General features: G+C 65.5%; 16 protein-coding genes. 11 read left to right on the top strand and 5 right to left on the bottom strand.

The features are described from left to right. Window positions 1-125 precede the first annotated feature (125 nt). On the top strand, window positions 126-662 hold the full coding sequence (locus F8G81_RS17930) for a hypothetical protein (protein ID WP_267276001.1): 537 nt from the start codon (window positions 126-128) through the stop codon (window positions 660-662). 251 nt (window positions 663-913) lie between these two features. Here F8G81_RS17930 and F8G81_RS17925 read toward each other — a convergent pair whose 3' ends face one another. The 3 genes from F8G81_RS17925 to F8G81_RS17915 all read right to left on the bottom strand — a co-directional run bounded on the left by F8G81_RS17925 (window position 914) and on the right by F8G81_RS17915 (window position 4342). Then, entirely contained in the window at window positions 914-2107 is a 1194-nt protein-coding gene (locus tag F8G81_RS17925) for an AI-2E family transporter (protein WP_267276000.1), read from the bottom strand. A gap of 299 nt (window positions 2108-2406) precedes the next feature. Beyond that, window positions 2407-3102, bottom strand: a complete 696-nt coding sequence (locus F8G81_RS17920) for a FadR/GntR family transcriptional regulator (RefSeq protein WP_267275999.1) — start codon at window positions 3100-3102, stop codon at window positions 2407-2409. A gap of 7 nt (window positions 3103-3109) precedes the next feature. Further along, window positions 3110-4342, bottom strand: coding sequence for a CynX/NimT family MFS transporter (locus F8G81_RS17915; protein ID WP_267275998.1), 1233 nt, complete (start codon window positions 4340-4342; stop codon window positions 3110-3112). 151 nt (window positions 4343-4493) lie between these two features. Between F8G81_RS17915 and F8G81_RS17910 the strand changes: the two genes are divergently transcribed. After that, on the top strand, window positions 4494-6188 hold the full coding sequence (locus F8G81_RS17910) for a CYTH and CHAD domain-containing protein (RefSeq protein ID WP_267275997.1): 1695 nt from the start codon (window positions 4494-4496) through the stop codon (window positions 6186-6188). 21 nt (window positions 6189-6209) lie between these two features. Here F8G81_RS17910 and F8G81_RS17905 read toward each other — a convergent pair whose 3' ends face one another. Further along, complete coding sequence (locus F8G81_RS17905) at window positions 6210-7646, bottom strand: PucR family transcriptional regulator (protein WP_267275996.1); 1437 nt, start codon at window positions 7644-7646, stop codon at window positions 6210-6212. Between the two features lie 156 nt (window positions 7647-7802). Between F8G81_RS17905 and F8G81_RS17900 the strand changes: the two genes are divergently transcribed. The 8 genes from F8G81_RS17900 (at window position 7803) to F8G81_RS17865 (ending at window position 17467) form a co-directional block, all read left to right on the top strand. Then, on the top strand, window positions 7803-9233 hold the full coding sequence (locus F8G81_RS17900) for a gamma-aminobutyraldehyde dehydrogenase (protein ID WP_267275995.1): 1431 nt from the start codon (window positions 7803-7805) through the stop codon (window positions 9231-9233). Between the two features lie 78 nt (window positions 9234-9311). After that, window positions 9312-10682, top strand: coding sequence for a 4-aminobutyrate--2-oxoglutarate transaminase (gene gabT, locus F8G81_RS17895; RefSeq protein WP_267275994.1), 1371 nt, complete (start codon window positions 9312-9314; stop codon window positions 10680-10682). A 488-nt stretch (window positions 10683-11170) separates the two neighbouring features. Beyond that, the gene (locus F8G81_RS17890) at window positions 11171-11758 is read left to right on the top strand and encodes a hypothetical protein (protein WP_267275993.1); all 588 of its coding nucleotides are present in this window, start codon (window positions 11171-11173) and stop codon (window positions 11756-11758) included. Beyond that, on the top strand, window positions 11755-13203 hold the full coding sequence (gene pelF, locus F8G81_RS17885) for a GT4 family glycosyltransferase PelF (RefSeq protein WP_267275992.1): 1449 nt from the start codon (window positions 11755-11757) through the stop codon (window positions 13201-13203). Before F8G81_RS17890 ends, pelF begins: the two co-directional genes overlap by 4 nt. Then, complete coding sequence (locus tag F8G81_RS17880; RefSeq protein ID WP_267275991.1) at window positions 13187-14845, top strand: hypothetical protein; 1659 nt, start codon at window positions 13187-13189, stop codon at window positions 14843-14845. The genes pelF and F8G81_RS17880 overlap by 17 nt, the downstream gene beginning before the upstream one ends. After that, a complete protein-coding gene (locus F8G81_RS17875; protein WP_267275990.1) occupies window positions 14845-15858 on the top strand; it encodes a hypothetical protein in 1014 nt (337 codons plus the stop codon). Before F8G81_RS17880 ends, F8G81_RS17875 begins: the two co-directional genes overlap by 1 nt. Then, window positions 15855-16673 carry a hypothetical protein gene (locus F8G81_RS17870; RefSeq protein WP_267275989.1) on the top strand — a complete coding sequence of 273 codons (819 nt, stop codon included), beginning with the start codon at window positions 15855-15857 and terminating at the stop codon, window positions 16671-16673. The genes F8G81_RS17875 and F8G81_RS17870 overlap by 4 nt, the downstream gene beginning before the upstream one ends. Next, entirely contained in the window at window positions 16670-17467 is a 798-nt protein-coding gene (locus tag F8G81_RS17865; protein ID WP_267275988.1) for a spherulation-specific family 4 protein, read from the top strand. Before F8G81_RS17870 ends, F8G81_RS17865 begins: the two co-directional genes overlap by 4 nt. 49 nt (window positions 17468-17516) lie before the next feature. Here the strand turns inward: F8G81_RS17865 and rarD are convergent, their stop codons facing one another. Continuing rightward, a complete protein-coding gene (gene rarD, locus F8G81_RS17860) occupies window positions 17517-18587 on the bottom strand; it encodes an EamA family transporter RarD (RefSeq protein WP_267275987.1) in 1071 nt (356 codons plus the stop codon). 118 nt (window positions 18588-18705) lie between these two features. On the opposite strand from rarD, the gene F8G81_RS17855 reads away from it, so the two are divergent. Further along, the gene (locus F8G81_RS17855; RefSeq protein WP_267275986.1) at window positions 18706-19704 is read left to right on the top strand and encodes a DNA topoisomerase IB; all 999 of its coding nucleotides are present in this window, start codon (window positions 18706-18708) and stop codon (window positions 19702-19704) included. The last annotated feature ends 75 nt before the right edge of the window (window positions 19705-19779 follow it).

Here is a 19779-nt window from a genome sequence, read left to right as displayed (position 1 = left end):
AACGGGCTTTCGTAAGATTAGTAAGTGTGCTTACCATAGGCTACACCATGACCTTGATGGGACACGGCAAGTGAAGACCCGCAGAAGCGGCATCTCGTAACCAGCTCAACGTTAGGAAGCGCATCATGGCAGGAAATCTCATTGCACGGACAGTCCACGATCTCACGGCTGCGGCCTGGTTCGGCGGATCATTGATGGGTGCCATCGGACTGAACGGTGCAGCGGCGGAAGCCAAGGATCCTTCGGAGCGGACCCGCCTCTCCAGTGCGGGCTGGATGAAATGGGCGCCGATCCAGACGGCAGCCTTCGCCTCGCACCTTGTGGCTGACCTGGCCATCGCCTGGGAGAACAAGGACCGCATCGCCAAGCAGGACGGCGTTGCCCGGGACACCGTTATCAAGACGGCAGTGACGGTAGCCGGCGCGGCCGTAACGCTCTACGCGGGCATCCTGGGCAAGAAAGTGGAGAAGCTCGCGGACCAAGGGGCACTGGGCGCAACCGAGCCTACGCCGGAAGCTTCCGAGGAACTGAAAACCGCCCAGGAGCAGCTGAAGATGCTGCAGTGGGCTATTCCGGTGTTCGCCGGCCTGGTGGTCTTCCTCGGTGCCAAGCACGGCGAGATGCAGCGGCCCAAGAACGTCTTCGCGGGCCTGCGCTCCTAGCCTCCCCGTTGGAATTTTTGTCCAGATAGGGAGACAAAAACGTCCTCAAAGTCGCCGCATCTGGACAAAAACTCTGGGGGCGGTGGCAGGACCTGAGGGCGTGGCAGGAACAGGCAGTAACGCCCGACGGCGGTCCGGCACCTGGGATTATTAAGTCGCCAGAGTGCCGGGCCGCCGTCGTCTGTCCCCGGTTACTGGGGGGATGCGTTGGCTGGGTTTGCCGGACTCGGTTGCCGGAGTACCTTGCCGGACTATGTTGGTTGGCTGTTGGCCGGCGGCAGATCCGGATTCATCGGCTCAAACTTGGGGTCCTCGGCGGTCCAGACCTGGATGATCGCCCAGACCACGGCCGCCAGCGGAACGGAGAGCACGGCGCCTACGATGCCGGCCAGGATGGTGCCCGCTGTCAGTGCCATCAGGATCACCAGGGCGTGAAGCTGCAGCGATTTGCCCATCACGATCGGCTGCAGGAGGTCGCCCTCCAGTTGGTTCACGGCAATCACCACTGCCACCACAATCAGGGCCACCACCGGGCCGTTGGCCACCAGGGCCACCAAGGCCGCCAGGATGCCGGCCACAGTGGCGCCCACCAGCGGGATGAAGGCTGTCATAAACACGATGATGGCCAGCGCGAACGCCAGGGGAACCTGGAGAATAAACAGCGCCGCGCCGATGGCCACGGCGTCCACCAGGGCCACCACAGCGGTTCCGCGGACATACCCACCCAGGACTTCCAAAGTCCGGCTGCCCACCCTGCGCAGTTTCGCTTCCCGCTGCCCGCTGAAAGGCCGCAGGAAAAAGCTCCAGATCTTGGCCCCGTCCTTGAGGAAAAAGAACAGGAACACAATCATCAGTGCAGTTCCGGCGAGGAACTCCGTCACCACCGAAAGCCCTGTGATGGCGCCGGAACGGACCTGGCTGCTGGTGGCGAACTGGATGATTCCCTCGCGCGCCTGGTTCAGCTGCTCCTGATCCAGGGGAATGGGGCCGTTCAGCAGGAATTGCTCCAGCTCGTCCAGCCCGGTGGAAGCCTGCTGCACCAGCTCGCCCCACTGGCTCCGGACGGAGAAATAGATCACCGTGGAGACGCCCGCCAGCAGGAGGAGCAGCGCCACAAAAGCCAGGCCGGTAGCTGCTCCGCCCGGCAGGCCCCGGCGGCGGAGCATGTTCACAAACGGGCCGATGGCTGCGGCGAGGATCAGTGCGATCAGGACGGGGATGACCAGCAGCTTGATCTGCATCAGGGCGTAGACGGAAGCTATCGCCACGCCCAGGATCAGCAGGATCTGGGCGGACCGGATAGCCACCCGCCCCAAGCCGTCGGACCACAGGGCTCGGGGCGGCTTTCGTTGGGCCCGCCGTTTTTCTGCTGCCGTGTTGGGGTTTCGGGCGGGTTCAGGTTCAGGGGCGCGTTCATGCTCGGACAGGTTTGTTGCTCGGGCCATGGGGGCTCCTCGTCATCAGCGGGCACCATATTCGGCCCCCGGGGAATAACTGCCTATGTCAGATAGTAAGCCTACTTACTGGCGAGAGCACTGCTGACCCTCATCGCCGGAGGATTTCTGCCGTGAAACCGAGCAAGGCGTGTACTGCCGTGCACACTGCGCCCGCGGATCCGGCCAGCACGGCGTCACCGACCGTACGTAAGCGGCGCAGCCTGCCTTACTCAGCTGAGCCGCTTGCCTTACTGACCCGACAAGACAGTGGCAAAAGGCATTGGCAAGAGACAGTCGCTAAAGCCCGGTCAGAGGGGCAGGAGCTCGGCCCGGATCCATTCCGCGCACGAGTTCAGGTTCCGGTTGACACTGGCCACGGCGGCGTCGGGATCGTGTGCCTCGATGGCGTCCACCAGTTCACCGTGGCCCTGGTGCGGAATCCCGTCGAACCCCTCCTTGGCCGGCTGCTTGAGCAGGTCCTGGTGGAAGACGCCGCCGAAACTGACATACAGCTCGTGGAGCAGGGGATTCCCCGATGCCTGGGCCACCCGCTCGTGGAAGGCCCAGTCGGCCCGGGCCCAGGCGGCATAGTCGGCCGCATGCCAGCCCTGGTCGCGTTCGGTGAGCAGCGCGCGCAAGGCGGTGACGTCGTCGGGCGTGGCGTTCTTCGCGGCGAGCTTCGCCGCCTGGGTATCCAGCCCCGCCCTGACTTCCAGGATGTGCTCACCGGTGTGGTCCTGGTACATCCGGCGGGCGGCGCCGGACATCTCACTGGTGGCACGGACATATGTGCCGTCGCCCCGGCGCACCTCCAGCATTCCGCTGTGGGCCAGGGCCTTGACGGCCTCCCGGAGCGTCCCGCGGGAGACGCCAAGCCGTGCCATCAGCTCGGGCTCCGGCGGGATCCGCTGCTGCAATGGCCACTCGCCTGTTTGGATCATGGTCCGCAGCTTGGCGGTGACCTCTTCCGCGAGGGGCTGCCGGTGCGAGGTGCTGAGGGTCATTCTGGGCCTACTTCTTCTTTGAGGTGTTGCCGGCGGAAGGGCTGCCCGTGAGCAGGTGGGCCACCACGATCTGGACCAGGGCGAGGACCAGCAGAAGGGAAAGCGGCAGCGTCCAGCTGCCGGTGGCACTGTGGAGCAGCCCTGCGCCAAAGGGCCCCACCGTGGCCAGCAGGTAGCCGGTGGACTGAGCCAGCGTGGAAAGCGCCGTGGTTTCAGCCGTGTTGGTGCCGCTGCGGCTGATCATGACCATCACCAGGGGGAAGATGCCCAGGCCGAACCCCAGCAGGACGGCGGGGATCACGGCCAGGCCCACCGGGAGGAACAGCAGCGCGGCAACCCCCAGTGCCATGGTTACGGAGACGAGGTAAAAAGCGGGCCGCAGCATCCGGCGGCGGGACCCAATGGCGATCAGCAGCATGCCGGCCGGCACGGAAACCAGCTGCATCAGCCCGTACATCAGGCCGCTGTCCGAGGCACTGAGCCCCATGGTGGTCAGCATGTACGGGAACCAGCTCAGCAGGGCGTACGCCAGCAGGGCCTGGACGGTAAAGATGGCGGTCAGCAGCAGGCCTTTGCGCGTCCTCAGTAATGGCCAGGGCGAGATCCTGCCGGTGCGGGTGCGGACACTGTTGCGGTGCGCGTGCAGGGCAACGGGCAGGAAACCCAGGAAGGCGGCGATGGCCATAATTCCGATGGCGCCCACTGCCGCCGAAGGCGAACCGAGGGCCTGCGCCAGCGGGACCACCACCACGGCTGTGGCTGTTGCGCCGGTGGTCATGGTGACCGTATACAGCCCGGTCATCAGGGACGTGCGTCCGGCGAAGTGCTCGCGGATGAATGACGGCATGGCCACGTTGCAGACGGCCAGCCCCGACATTCCCAGGACCGTGCCAATCACCAGCATGCCCGTGGCCGGGATGCCCCGCAGCAGCAGCCCCGCCGCCAGCATCCCCAGCGACAGCAGGATTGACTTTTCGACGCCGAGCCGCCCCGTGAGCCACGACGTCGCCGCGCCGGCCACCGCAAAACAGAGGGTAGGGATGGACGGAATGATCGCCGCCACCAGCGGCCCATAGCCCAGGACCAGCTGCAGATCGTGCAGCAGCGCCGATGCTCCCGTGATTCCGGCCCGCAGGTTAAGGCCGATCAGCACCAGCGCTATGACGGACAGCACGACGGCGGTACGCGGCTTGGGCAGGGCGGTATCCACTGCGGGGGGAGCTGGAGAGATGGGGGCCATCCTTCAAGGTTAGACGTTAGACGTTTGATGTCTAGGGTTTTGTGTCCAACCTCTCCCATCGCTCACCCAGCGGCATAGACTCGGGGTCAGACCATGTTGGGCCAACCGGGCTTCTCCGGCCCGACGTACGCTGACCGGAAGGATGTCCTTGATGGCCCTGCAGGGTGTGGAAATCGAGAAGAAGTACGAGGTGGGCGAGGAGGCCGTGGTGCCGCCGCTGGCTGGTCTCCCCGGCGTGGCCCGCGTGGGCGACCCGCACGTGGCCGCCCTGGAAGCTGTTTATTTCGACACGGAAAGCTACGTCCTGGCGTCCCGGCGCATCACCCTGCGGCGGCGGACAGGAGGGGCCGACGCCGGCTGGCACCTTAAGCTTCCACCGGAGTCTCCCGGCGGGGACAGGGGCGCCGCCGGTTCGGATTCTGGGGGTTCGGCGGCCGGGCCCGGGTCTGATGCCGGTTCGGAACCCCAGCAGCGCCGGGAGCTGCACGCCCCGCTGGGCCAGCCCGGCGTCGTTCCTGACGCGCTCCTCGCCCACCTTCAGGCTTACCTTCGTGGCGCTGAGCTGGTGCCGGTGGCCAGGCTGGAAACGCAGCGGACCACGCACGCCCTTTACGACGCGGACGGCGTGCACCTGGCCGACCTGGCCGACGACAAGGTGCATGCCCAGCCCCTGCTCAGGCCCAAACCCGCAGGAGTGGAGCCGGCACGAGAAGAGCCCGAAGCAGAGGATCCCGACGGAGAAGAGCCCAAGGGGGACGGGCAGGCAGGGGACCGGAGCCAGCACTGGCGCGAATGGGAACTGGAGCTTGTGCATGGCAGCTCGGACATCTTCGCCGCCGCCGAGGAAGTCCTGGCCGCGGCGGGAGCGCGGCCGGCAGGCCACGGGTCCAAGCTGGCCCGGGCACTTCAGGACACAATCCGTGAAACGCGCGGCCGGGAACCACAGGCTTCAGAGCCGGATAAGAAGAGCCCGGCGTCCGCCGTCGTAACTGCCTACCTGGGCGCGCAGATCCGCGAAATCCTGGCCCACGATTCCGGTGTCAGGCTGGAGGAGCCGGAGGCGGTACACAACCTGCGGGCGGCAACGCGCAGGGCACGCTCCGCGCTGGCTGCGTACCGCCGGCACTACAGCGCGGTGGCCGTGCGGCGGCTGCAGGAAGAGCTCAAGTGGCTCGGCCGGACTCTGGGCGTGCCGCGGGACGCCGAAGTGATGCTGGAGCGGCTGCGGGGTCATCTTGCGGAACTGCCGGAGGGCCCGGCTGCAACGGCGGTCAAGGACCGGGTGGAGCAGGAGCTCGGCGGGACGTTCGACGACGGATACCGGAAAGTGATGGACGTGCTGGCCTCGGAGCGCTATTTCCGGCTGCTCGATGACCTTGAAGCCTTCCGCGACAGTCCACCCCTGCGGCCGGAGGGAGCGGTTTCAGGGCGCAAGGTGGGCGGCAAGCTGGTGGCCAAGGCGGTCAAACGGCTCCGGCGCTCGCAGAAGGCGGCCAAGGGTGCCCGGCGGGGAGCGCAGCATGAAAGCGCCCTGCATCAGGTGCGCAAGGACGCCAAACGGCTTCGGCACGTGGCAGAGTCGTTGGGCCCGGTCAGCGGGAAGCGGGCGGCCAAGGTAGCCAAGGCCGCGCACCGGCAGCAGAAGATCCTGGGCGAGTTCCGCGACAGCATCCTGGCCCGGGACCTGCTGGGCAAGCTGGGCGGAGTCCCGGATCTTCCCGAACCCGTCGCTTCGCTCTTCGTCGAGCTCCGCACGCGGCAGGTGGAGCTCGCCGCCGACGCCGAATCAAAGTACCGGAAGGCCCGGAAGAAGTCGCAGAAGCGGCTCAAGGCCGGGGTGCACTAAGCGCGGCCCACGAACTGGGGGCTATTTCCCTTGGCGTGCGCCCAGTTTGGCGACCGCCAGGGCAAGCCACAACTGCACGCGGTCGGCGGTGACGGAAGGGTCGTAGCCGGTGAGCTCGGTGATCTGGGCAAGGCGGTAGCGGACGGTGTTGCGGTGCAGGGTCAGGGCTTCGGCGACGGCGGCAACCGAGCCGTTGTTGTTCAGGTAGCTTTCCAGCGTGGTCATCAGCTCCGCACCGTGGGCGGAATCGAACGTCCGGAGCGGGTTCAGGGATTCGTTGGCCATGTCGGCCAGCGGAACGTCCTCGCTCGCCAGCAGGAGCGACGTGAGGCTCAGCCGTTCCGGTTCGTTGACGGGCAGCCCATGGCTCGCCGCGTCCCTGGCCTCGAAGTAGCTCCAGCGCAGGCCGTTCGGCTTGGTGTATGCCCCGCCGATGCCCGTGGTTGCGTGGATTCCGGCCTCGGCCAGGTGGTCGCTGAGCTTCCGGGCGAGGGCAGGCGCTCCGCTGCCGTCGTCGTTGATAACAAGCACCAGGTCCTTCCCGACGACGGCCGTCACCACATTCTCCAGCTGCTGCGGCACTGAGGTGCTCACCAAGGCCTTGTGGTGGGCGGCGGAGACAGCCAGCAGCACCACGTTCTTACGCGTGCTGTTGACGCCGATGCCAGCCAGCCGGCGCTGGGCCTCGCTGGTTTCCAGGGCACCGTGGATAACGTCCTCCAGCACCTGCCCGCATAAGGCCCGCTGCGCCTGGCGCTGCTTGACCATGTTGTTCAGCTCAACGCTGATGAGGTTCTGCGCGTAGCCGATGATGCCCGAGTCCTCGAAGGGCTGCCTGACCCAGAGCGTGCAGGCGTCCCGCCGCCCGGTGGGGATGGGGAAGGACCCCCATGTATCGGCGGAGGGGTGGCTCTTGCTGCTGTTGTACAGCTGTGCCGTGAACTGGGTGAGGGCAATATCGGTCCGCAGCATTCCGCCCAGGTGCTTCAGCAGTTCGGTGAGGCCGCCGCCGGTGAGGAGCGCGCGGGCCAGGACCTGGTGCCCGGCAATCAGGCGCTCCAGCTTGGCATAGTGGTCCGCGGACTGGGCATCGGCCACCAGCTTGCCGATGGCTATGAACGGTGTCTCATAGGGAACCTCCACCATGGGCAGCCCCCACCGGTTGGCCTCGGCAACCATGGCCGGCGGGACGACGTCGTGCGAGAGGCCAATGCCGAATCCGATGCCCACAGCCCCGGCACGCTGGACCTGGCGGACAAACCGCCGCTGCTCCGGCGCTGACCGCAGCCGCAGCCCCGTGGTGAGCACCAGTTCGCCGCCATTGATGAAGCGCTGGGGGTCTTCCAGTTCGGTGACTGCCACCCAGTTGATGTCCTGGTGCCAGGTGGTTTCGGCGACGCCGGCTTTGGTCAGGTTCAGGGAGTTCACACCCAGGAGGGCAGCAAGGGAAATGGCCATCTCCCAAGGATAGTCCGGCGCTGGGCAACCGCACTAAACTATCGGACCAAAGGTGTGCAGGTGGCTATTCCATGGCAATAGGCGCTGGCATAGGCTCGAGGCAGTCGCATCCATTGGCTTCGCGGCCGATGGTCCCTAAGAAAGAGGTTGCACACCGTGGTTCAAACCTTGCAGAACTTCATTAACGGTGAGTTCGTCACCCCGGCCGGCAGCGGCCTGCTGGACATCGTCAATCCCACCAACGGTGAGGTAGTGGCGCAGTCGCCCATCTCCGGGCAGGCCGATGTTGATGCCGCCATGTCCGCCGCCAAGGATGCCTTCCTGACCTGGAAGCACGTCACTCCGGGCCAGCGCCAGCTGATGCTGCTCAAGCTCGCCGACGCCGTTGAGGCCAACAGCGACGAACTGGTGGAGGCGCAGCACCGCAACACCGGCCAGGTGCGCTCACTCATCGCGTCCGAGGAAGTGGCAGCCGGCGCCGACCAGCTCCGCTTCTTCGCCGGCGCCGCCCGCATTCTGGAAGGCAAGTCCGCCGGGGAATACTTCGAGGGCCACACCTCCTACGTCCGCCGCGAACCCATCGGTGTGGTAGCCCAGGTGGCCCCGTGGAACTACCCCTTCCTGATGGCTATCTGGAAGATCGGCCCCGCCCTGGCCGCGGGCAACACTGTTGTCCTCAAGCCGTCGGACACCACCCCCGAATCCACCCTGGTGCTGGCTCGCCTGGCAGGGGAAATCCTCCCGGCCGGCGTGCTGAACGTTGTGCTGGGCACAGGCGAAACCGGCGCCATGATGGTGGAGCACAAGGTTCCCGGCCTGGTATCCATCACCGGTTCTGTCCGCGCCGGCATCGCCGTCGCTTCCGGTGCTGCCAAGGGCCTCAAGCGCGCGCACCTGGAACTCGGCGGCAAGGCGCCCGCCATTGTGTTCAAGGACGCGGATATCAAGAAGAGCGCAGCGGCCATCGCCGAGTTCGCCTTCTTCAACGCCGGGCAGGACTGCACGGCCATCACGCGCGTGCTGGTGGAGGATTCAGTCCACGACGACGTTGTGGCGGCCATGGTGGAACACACCAAAACCCTCCACACCGGTTCGCAGAATGACGAGGACAACTACTTCGGCCCGCTGAACAATGTGAACCACTTCAACCAGGTGAGTTCCGTCGTCGAGCACCTGCCGGACAACTGCAGGATTGAAATTGGCGGCCACCGTGCGGGGGAGAAGGGCTTCTTCTTTGAGCCCACCATTGTCACCGGCGCGAAGCAGACGGATGACATCGTCCAGAAGGAAACGTTCGGCCCGGTCATCACGGTGCAGAGGTTCAGCACCGAGGAAGAGGCAGTGGAGCTGGCGAATGACGTCGACTACGCCCTGGCCTCCAGCGTCTGGACGTCCAACCACGGCACGGCCATGCGCCTCAGCCGCGACCTGGACTTCGGTGCCGTCTGGATCAACACGCACATTCTCCTCACCGCCGAAATGCCCCACGGCGGCTTCAAGCAGTCCGGCTACGGCAAGGACCTGTCCATGTACGGGGTTGAGGACTACACGCGCATCAAGCATGTGATGTCTGCGCTCGACGCATAGAACAGATGCATAACGCAGGCGCCTGACCAGCTTCCTTCCCCTTACGCCTCACCCCCAGCTTTAAAGAAAGGCTTCTCCATGACCACCACCGCAAGCGAAATCACCTTCCGCCTTGAGCAGAAGCGCCGCGTCCAGGCGGACTTCCCGGGGCCCAAGTCCGTGGCCCTGACCGAACGCCGCAAGGCAGTGGTTGCTGCCGGCGTCGCCTCCGCAGTCCCCGTTTATGTTTCGGACGCCGACGGCGGCATCATCCACGACGTCGACGGCAACTCCTTCATCGACCTCGGCTCGGGCATCGCGGTGACCAGCGTCGGGGCGTCCGATCCCGCCGTCGTGGGGGCCGTGAAGGAGGCCGTTGAGCACTTCACCCACACCTGTTTTATGGTCACGCCGTACGAAAGCTACGTAGCGCTCGCGGAGCAGCTCAACCGCCTGACGCCGGGTGACCACGAGAAGCGCACGGTACTGTTCAACTCCGGCGCGGAGGCAGTGGAGAACGCCGTTAAGGTGGCCCGCCTGGCCACCGGCAGGGACGCCGTCGTCGCCTTTGACCACGCCTACCACGGCCGCACCAACCTGACCATGGCACTGACCGCCAAGGCCATGCCGTACAAAACCAACTTCGGCCCGTTCGCGCCCGAGGTCTACCGCATGCCGATGAGCTACCCGTACCGCGAGGAGAACCCCTCCATCACGGGTGCCGAGGCCGCCAAGCGCGCCATCACCATGATCGAGAAGCAGATCGGCGGCGACCAGGTTGCTGCGATCATCATCGAGCCGATCCAGGGCGAGGGCGGCTTCATTGTTCCGGCCGAGGGCTTCCTGCCGGCGTTGGCCGCGTGGGCCAAGGAGAACGGTGTCGTCTTCATCGCCGACGAGGTCCAGTCCGGCTTCTGCCGCACCGGCGAATGGTTCGCCGTCAACCACGAAGGTGTTGTGCCTGACATCATCACCATGGCCAAGGGCATCGCCGGCGGCATGCCGCTGTCCGCCATCACCGGCCGCGCCGACCTGCTCGACGCCGTCCACCCGGGCGGCCTGGGCGGCACCTACGGCGGCAACCCGGTTGCCTGCGCGGCAGCACTCGCCGCGATCGGTTCCATGGAGGAGTACAACCTGGCCGGCCGGGCGCGCCACATCGAAGCCCTTGCCACGGCACGGCTGCGCGGACTGCAGGATGAGCTTGCCGGTTCCGGCGCTGCCGTCATCGGCGACATCCGCGGCCGCGGTGCCATGCTGGCCATTGAGCTGGTCCAGGCCGGATCGACGGAACCCAACCCCGAGCTGACCAAAGCCGTGGCCGCAGCCTGCCTCAAGGAGGGTGTCATCATCCTCACCTGCGGGACCTACGGCAACGTCATCCGCCTGCTGCCCCCGCTGGTCATCACGGACGAACTCCTGAACGACGGCCTGGACGTCCTGGCCGCCGCCATCAAGGCCAACGCGTAACCACCAGGTTCGGCATCCGCCGGACCTCGGCGTCAGCCGATCAGAGCACAAGCAGCACCTCCGCCCGGCGGAGGTGCTGCTTTGTTTTGGACGGCTTATGGAAGTTCTGCCCGTTGGCCGAGAGCCTCGCCGCGGCAAACTACCTAACCCCCTACTGCGGCGACAGTCCCAATGACCCAAGTAGCCCAAAAATGCTTTTAGAGTACCCCATACTCGTGCTTCTTCTGGGAGTCAACACGTACTTTGGAGATCTGGGAACCGTCAGAAACTGCATTCTTTTGGAAGCCCCGCTCGCAGGAGACCCTAAGTGAAACCCCTCGACGATGGACCGGCAAGGAAGCCAGCCGCAGCGCCAGTCGACATCCTCACAGTGTGCTCCTGGAGGTGGCAGATCGCAGCGGACAACGCCGGCGGCGGCTTGGCGACGCTGGAGCGGATGCGACGCCCCCATGCCCATGAAATATGTTGCTCCAGACAGGGGAAATCAAATGACTCAGCTGTCAACGGGAACCGATGGCCGGACGGCCCACGCTGCCGCTTTGAGGCCGACGACGGTGGAGAAACCCCGGCACCCCGGCAGGGGCCTGTTCGGCAAGGGCAATGGCTCCGCTGCTGCGCTTCCCGGTCTCATCGATGAGCAGAGCGGTCCTGCTGTCAGCCCCGAAATTCCCGGGATCAGCCCTGACGCGGATATGTGGGAAGAGGGCCGTGCCGCGGCCCGGTCGGGTACCCACGAGAGGGCCATGGCCTGCTTCGTCCGCGAGGCGGAGGCACGGACCCTGCAGGGCAGCCATGGACGGGCCGCCATCGCGTTCCGCACGGCCGCCGAACAGGCCCGGCTGCAGGGCCTGGCGGAGCAGTGCGAGGACTTGCTCTACCGGGCCGCGGCAGCCTACAACCATGCGGCGGAGCGCGACGAGCTCAGTCCGGGTGCGGCCCACCAGGCATTGATCTCGGCGGCCAAATGCTTCCTCCAGCTGCAGGAGCTGGACCAGGCTGCCCGGTGCATCGAGGCGGCCCGGCACGTCGCGGACCAGACCCACGTTAAAGTCGAGAGCGCCCAGACGGCATCATGAGGATCCTGCTGACGACGGAAGGCACGTATCCCTACTTCCAGGGCGGCGTGTCAACCTGGGCTCATGAGTTGGTCAATGGCCTGCCCGAGCACGAGTTCGTGGTGGGTGCGGTCATCGGCAGCCCTGATGTCGCTCCCGCCTTCAGCGTCCCGGCCAACACACGGGTGGTGCCCATTCCACTGTGGGGAACGGAGAAGGTGGACGAGTACGTCCGGCGGCCGACGCGAATCCGATGGGGGCCCAGGAAAGTAAGGTCACCGGAGCGGGCCTTTGTGGAGCTGCTGCTGCCGGCCTACGAGGAGGTTGTCCGGAACCTGCTGGAAACTCGCGAACCGCGGGAACTCGGTGCTGCCATCGCCGACATTGCGGAGTACTGCGAGACCAACGATCTGCATGAGGGCTTGCGTGACCCCAGATGCTGGCGGCTGGTGCGCACCAGGCTCAGTGAGCATGAACAACTCCGAGGGATCTCGATGGCCGACGCCATCGACTTCGCGCGCTCCCTGTACCGTTACCTGACGCCCCTGGCGGTTCCCCTCCCCGACGTTGATGTGGCGCATTCCAGCGGTGCAGCCCTCTGCGCGCTGCCTGCTCTCGCCGCCAAACTGCACAAGGGCGTCCCGCTGCTCCTCACCGAGCACGGGGTTTACGTCCGTGAACGTGTTCTCCATCTGGTCCGGAACGACACCCCCCTCCTGCGGAAGGTGCTGCTCGGCAATCTGTACCGGGCCATAGCGCGTTGCGCCTACGCGCACGCCGACATCGTCCTGCCGGTGTGCGAGTACAACACCAGTTGGGAGTACCAGCTGGGTGCTGAACCCGCCCGCATGCAGGTGGTTTATAACGGCGTCAACCCGGATGAATTTGCCCCGAGGGCAGTTCAGCTGGACAGGCCCACCATCGCCTACGTCGGACGCATCGAACCGCTCAAGGACGTGCTGGGGCTCATTACTGCGCTCAATATGGTCCGCCGGGAGGTTCCTGACATTCTCCTGCGCATCCACGGCCCTGACGATGACCGCCGCTATGCGGAGCGTTGCAGGTTGGCAGTGGCAACCATGCGGCTTGAGGACAATGTCGTGTTCGAGGGGTCGACGAAGGACCCGGTCCGGGCCTATCAGGAGTCCGACGTCGTGGTGCTCTGCTCGGTGTCCGAGGGCTTTCCCTACACCGTTGTTGAGGCCATGGCCACTGGCCGTCCGGTCGTCGCGACGGCGGTCGGCGGCGTTCCTGAGGCATTGAACCGGCCAGAATTGCTCGTTGAGCCGCAGAATCCGCAGGCGCTGGCGGACGCACTGGTGGCGCTCTTCCGGCAGACCCATGAAGAACGTGAGGCCATCGGCAGGGAGTTCCGCGAGCGCGCCGTCAGCCTGTTCTCCCAGGAGCGCTTCCTCGAGGCCTACCGCGCGCTCTATGAAGGAGTTGTCAGTGACTATGTTGCCTGAGGACTCCGTCCTCGCCGACTTCACCATGGACCTGGAGGAGCTGGGCCCGGACCTGCACACCGAGGCACGGTCCGTTGCGGGCCGCACCCGCCAGGCACAAGACGCCTTCGAAGTGGCCGTGATACTGGCGACCCTGGGCTATGGCGACCAGCGGGCGCGTGAGCTGGGCTGCCGAAATGTCTTTGAGCTCGCGGAGAAAGTGACGTCACTTCTGCCTCTCTTCGGCGGGCCGGCGGATGAGCCCCCGGTGGGAACAGTTGACCAGCCCCCCGAGCCGTCGCCCGGGCCCGACCGGATGAGCCTGGGACTGCTCGCCAAGTCGCTGCTCTACTCGGCGCCGTGGATTGTCGCTGTGCTTGCGCTGGTCATAGGCCGGGTGTCCTTTTGGTCCACGATCACGCCGCAGATGTTTTCCACCACCGTTAGCCTGGCCTTGTTCGCTGCGCTGATACTGACCGGCGGATTTATGCAGGCATTTGCGCGGAGGGGGCTGTTCTATTCCCTGCAGCACAGCGAACCCCTGCTGCGCTGGGCGTTGCGTTGGACGTTAGGCGGTGGGTTGGCGGTCCTGCTGCTGGTCATGGGTGGCAGCTACCTGATCCTGGAGTACGTGGTGCAGGCCTACACACCTGCCGCGAACCGGTCGTTCCTGCTCTTCGGAATCTCGATTGGCATCCTGCTGCTGGCGTTCTCGCCGTTGTATCTGGCCAAAGCCTTGCTTGAGGTGGTGATCGCAGCCTCTGCCGGCGGCCTGATTGCCGTGCTCGGTGGTTTGTGGATCACCTCAGGGGACTACATCAACCTCTACACGGCCCAATATGTTCAGTTCGCCGCCTTGTGGACCTCGGTGCTTGTGGCCGTGCTGTTTGACATCCGGGTTGTGCGACGGCTGGCCGCACCGCCGGCCGGTATCGAAGCCCCGTCAACGGACAACCGGCACGTCCTTCCACCGCGGTTTGGCCCCGTGGCGCGTTCCGTCCGTGCCTACTGGGCCTATGGGACAGGCTTCTTTGTGCTCCTCGTGGTCGACCAGCTGGTCGCAGGAGGTTTATGGATGGGGACGTTCCACTACAACGGGCTCTACCAGGTCGGTGTAGGAACGGGCCTTCTCGTCCTTATTCCGACCCTCACCTACGCGATTGCTGCCGGGTACCTTCTGCCCGCCACTGTTCGTCGCGAGATGAGGGGGCATCTGGTCTCCGGGAGCGCGGAAATCAATCGCGTGCTGCTGAAGTTTTACCGCCGGCACCTGGTGATTACCCTCCTTGTTGGGCTGGTGAGTGGTGCCCTGCTGTTTGCTGCTGCTGAATGGCTCTCCACGGCGAGCCTGCTCACCGTTCACCTTCAGCTTGCCAGCGGCGTGTACACCGGCTCCCTGGTTGGTTACCTGTTGTTGGGCATTGGGGCCTTCAACGCCGGTCAGCTGTTCAGTCTGGGCAGGGCCACGCTGCCGGCAGTTGTCGTGTGGCTTGCGGCGGCGGTATCGCTGGCCACCGGAATGGCACTCTCCTATCAGTACGAACCCTTGTTTGGCTCCATCACCGGGCTGGTGACCGGCGCCGCGGTGTTCGCCGTCGCCACTACGGTGGCCGCCTTCCGCATGTTCCGTCAATTCGACCTTAGCTATTTCAGGGCGTTCTGATGAAGTTCTCCAAGACCATTCTTGCCGTTGCCGCAGCCCTTGCGCTGACAGGCGGAGCTATCACTGTCGCGAGGACAATGCAGGAGGGCCCTGCACCCATCGCAGCGTCCGGCCAGTGGCAGTTGCTGCGGACAGCAGACGGCACCCTCATCCACGATCCCTTCACCAAGGCCATCCCCGCCCGGGAGGTGCAGGACAGGTACGAGTTCAATGGGGACACCGACCCTGCCCTCGCATTCGTACGCGCCACCGACAGCGGCCTTCAAGTAGGAGTGGACCCGCCCCCGGAGACCGAGGCCCACAGCGGCTACTTTGCGGTGACCCATGACGCCTATCCGGAGACCAGCATCTTCCACGTGCGGATGTCGAAACAGCCAGGACAGGTTCAGTCGCCCGCGGAGGTCGGCCAGGCCGTCTTCGCCGTCCAGACGGCCTCCACCAAGGTCACCGGGCTGATTAACTTCATCGTGGTGTCGGCTGACAGTACAGCCGGGATGACGTCCTGGAGGGTGGGGTACATGGAAGGGCACCTGAGGAACGCGGCATTCATCTACTACTGGGGCACCGAGCCGGCGCCGGAAGAGCCTGACACCCGGGACGTCACCCTCCGAACGGACGGCCGGCGCACGCTGACACTATGGTTCGGCAACGAACAGGTGTTCCATTCCGATCAGCTCCAGATGAACATCCAGGCCCCGTACCAGCCGTACCTCGAGGTACAGGCCGTACAGACACCCTTTTACTCCTCCTTCCAGGACTTCTGGGTGGTGGAGGATGACCACCTGCAACTGACCGGTGTACCCGCGGGTGCCGACGTGAAACTCGTCAACAACGACGGCGTTGTCCTGGGAGCGGCCGTCGCCAGCGATGGAGGCAGCGCCACCGTTGAACTGCCCCCGTACGCCGCCAAGGGCAGCGGCACGTTGGAGATCACGGAGGCGGGCCGCGAGCCCGTCCGGCTGGGGGCCTTCGACTACGCCGGCGGCGACGACTATAAGCTGGCATCAAAATGAGGGCCTGGAAGTTCGGTGTGCGGAATTCCGCAGTCCCGACGCCTGGACCAGGCACCACGGGCCATCCGGAGCAGGCAGCGGCCATCCGTCCGTTCGCGATCTATTACGGCTGGCCTAGCTATGTCAACGGTGCCCGCGGTGACGTGGCACGGGCTGTCGCCGCCTTCGATGGCTACGGTGTGGTGGTTTTTGGTGACGACACCGCCACCCAGGAAGGCGATCCCCTGGCAGCGCCCATCATGGCGGGAGTGGCTGCCCGCGGCGGAGCACCGTACGGCTACGTCACACTGGGCGTCAGCGACGGCGAACCCCACCACTCCCTGGCCGATCTGCGCGAGCGCATCGATGCCTGGCGCGGGCTTGGTGCCCGTGGAATGCTCCTGGACTGTGCCGGCGCGGACTACGGGGTGACCCGCGCCCGGTTCGACGCGGTGGTGCAGTACGTGCACTCCCTGGGGCTGCATGTGCTGGCGAACGCCTGGGATCCCGACGACGTCCTGGCCCGCTCCGCAACAATGGGCCCTGGCGACAGCTACCTCGGTGAGAATGACGTGCTCTCGGACGGCCGGTTCCTGGCACCGGCCATATACCGGCCGAAGCTGGCAAAGATGGCGGCGTACAAAGCGAGGCTGGGGATCACCCTCTGCGAGACGGCCACCAGCAGGGACCTGCAGTATGCCGGCACGCTTGCGGAACAGGTGTTGGCAGTGTTGCAGCGCTACAGTATCGATTCCTTCCACCTCACCGACCCCGTCTACAGCTCTGCGGACAACGTCCTGATCAGGCCGCCGGGAGTGTTGGCGAGCCGGCGGTGACAGCTGCGGGGCTTCGTCTCAGGCGCACGGCTGCTGCCGCCCTGGCGTCCGCCCTGCTTTGCCTGGCCGCCGGATGCGGGATCAACGACCCTTTTCCGGACCCCCCGCCAGTGGAGGCCGGGGAGCTCTACATTGCGGTCCCCGGCTACGTCGCTCCGCCCAACTCGGCTTACTGGCAAGCGGTGATCGACGCGGCTCCCCGGGTCCGGGAGGTCATCGTTAACCCGAGGAACGGACCCGGGTCCGAGAAGTCCGAAGCGTATGTCCGGCTGATCGGGTCATTACGCGACGTGGACATCAGGGTGCTTGGCTACGTGGAGACCGGCTACGGCGACAGGGATCCGGACGTGGTGACCGAGGACATCGAGCATTGGCGGGACTGGTACGACGTTGACAACGTTTTCCTTGACGAAGTGACGACGCGTGCGGCAGATATGGACACCTATGCCGACTACGCCGCGACCGTGCACGACGCCGGGGGCATCGTGGTGCTTAACCCAGGCTTGCCCCCTGACCCTGGCTACTTTGAGTTTGCCGATGCCATTGTCACGTTCGAGGATCCGGTGGACGCCTACTTCAACGGCCGCGACCCCCCGGACTGGCTCAGCACGGAGACGCGCGGCGAACTGTGGCACATCGTCATCGGTGCTCCCCAGGACAGGCTCGCTGACATAGTGGACCGCGCCCGGCAGCTCGGCGTGGACCAGATTTACGTGACCGACGACGCGGAACCGAATCCGTACGACACCCTCCCCGGGTTTTGGTCGGCCAAGCTGGATGCAATCCAGGAGTAGCTAAAGGCAGCCGCCAACCAAACGCCCACCAAACATCCGCAGAACCGCCCTATGCGTGTGCCAGTTTCCTGGCCACTGAGTTCTTCCGCGCTGCGCCCAGCATGTCCACCGTGAGGACCAGCAGCGCGAGCCACACCACGCCAAAACCGATCCACCGGTCCACCGTCATGGCTTCCTGGAACACCGCGACGGCGACGACGAACTGGAGGACCGGGGCGAAGTACTGAAGCAGCCCGATGGTGGTCATGGGCAGCCGGCGGGCCGACGCACCAAAGAACAGCAGCGGTACGGCGGTAATAACACCGGAGGCAACCAGGAGCCAGAAGTGCCCGGTGCCCTCGCTGGTCAGAGTGGCCGAGCCGCTGACGGCCAGGAAAACCATGGTGGCGGCCGCGAGCGGAGCGAGGACCATGGTCTCAATGCTGAGGCTCGTCACCGCATCCACGCGGGGACCTACCCGCTTCTTCACAAAGCCATAGAGGCCAAAGCTCACGGCCAGCGTGAGCGCGATCCAGGGGAGCTTGCCGTAGGACACGGTCAGCACCACAACCGCCACAAAACCGATCCCGACGGCGGCCCACTGGAGCGGGCGCAGCTTTTCCTTAAGGACGAACACACCGAGCAGGACGGACACCAAAGGGTTGATGAAGTATCCCAGGGAGGCTTCAACCGCCTGCCCCGTGGTCACCCCGTAGGTATAGGTCAGCCAGTTCACCGCAATGAGCGCGGCCGCGATGGCAAGCGTGCCGAAGACGGACCGGTCCCTGAAGGCTCCCCTGAGCGCCGCCCAGGAGCGCGTAGCGGTAATCAGGAGCACACAGAACAGCAACGACCACACGACGCGGTTGGCCACGATCTCGACGGCGTTGGCGGGCATCAGCGCAAGGAAGTACAGCGGGAGCAGCCCCCATGCTCCATAAGCGGCGATGCCGTACAGGACTCCCGCCGTCGTCTCCTTGTCCACCGCCTTGAGGCCGGGTGTTACGGATGTGGCAGGCTTTCCCGGGCCAGTTCCTGGATTTTGGACGGGTGCGCTGGCCGCGGGGGAAGAAGCTGATCCATGGGGAGTAGGCACGCTCCCATTAACACCAGTCGCAGGACATATATTCCACTCCGGCATCGGGTTGTGGCTGCGCTTGCGGTTCGGCAGCCATTTTTTGGGGGACGTGGTGCAAATCCCGGCAAAATAGTCAGTAGGCTTCCTTTATGACTGGGACCACCCCGCAGAACCACACGCTATGAGGCTCCGCCGCAGCAACGCCACCGGCCGCGGCTACCGCCGGGTGCGCGTCGGCAAGGGTTTCAGCTACCGCGACCTTGACGGCTCAACCTTGCCTCCGGGGCCCGTCCGGGAGCGGCTGGAAGGCCTCGGGATTCCGCCGGCCTGGACGGACGTCTGGATTGCGCCCTTCGAAAACGGGCACATCCAGGCGACGGGCGTTGACGCCGTGGGCCGGCGCCAGTACATCTACCACCCCGAATGGCGCGAGCGGAAGGACCGCCTGAAGTTCGACCGTGCCCTCCAGCTGGCCGAGTCGCTGCCCAGCGCCCGCCGGCTGGTCACCCTGGACCTGCGCAGCGAAGGCCTCTCCCGGGAGCGTGTGCTGGCCGCGGCTTTCAGGATGCTCGACAACGCGTCCCTGCGGGTTGGCTCCGAACGCTACACCAACGAGAACGGCAGCCGCGGGCTGGCCACCCTGCTGTGCGCGCACGTCCAGGTGCGGAAGGACTACCTGTTCCTGAGTTTTCCGGCCAAGAGCGGAAAGGACTGGGAATCAGTGATCCGCGACGCCGATCTCGCCCCGCTGGTGCGTGTGCTCAAACGCCGTGGAGGCAACGCCCGGCTCCTGGCCTACAAGGACGGCCGGCGATGGAAGCCGGTCACCAGCGCTGACATCAACGCCTACGTCAAGGAGCGGACAGGCTCGGACTTCACGGCGAAGGATTTTCGGACCCTGCGCGGCACAGTGGCGGCCGCCGTCAGCCTGGCCCGGACTGGCCCGCAGAAAACCGTGGCCGCGCGGAAAAGCGCCATCAGCCTGGCCATGCAGGAGGCCGCAGCTGTCCTGGGGAACACGCCGTCGATCGCCCGCAAGAGCTACGTGGATCCGAGGCTGCTGGATCATTTTGCCAACGGCGCCACCATTGATCCGAAACGCCTGGACTCGGCCGAGGCTGAGCTCCGGGCGCTGCTGTACCGCGAAGGGGACGTTGTTCCGCTGCGAAAAAGCGGCTAAGGCCTGCGTCACGCCTCACCCCGTCCGTCCCCTCAGACAATTAGAATGGAACACTGTGTGCTGGGTTTTCAGCAC

This window comes from Arthrobacter sp. CDRTa11, from assembly GCF_026427775.1.
Classification (GTDB): Bacteria; Actinomycetota; Actinomycetes; order Actinomycetales; family Micrococcaceae; genus Arthrobacter.
Note: the sequence above shows the minus strand (reverse complement) of the source record. Positions and strands in the feature narration are given on the sequence as shown.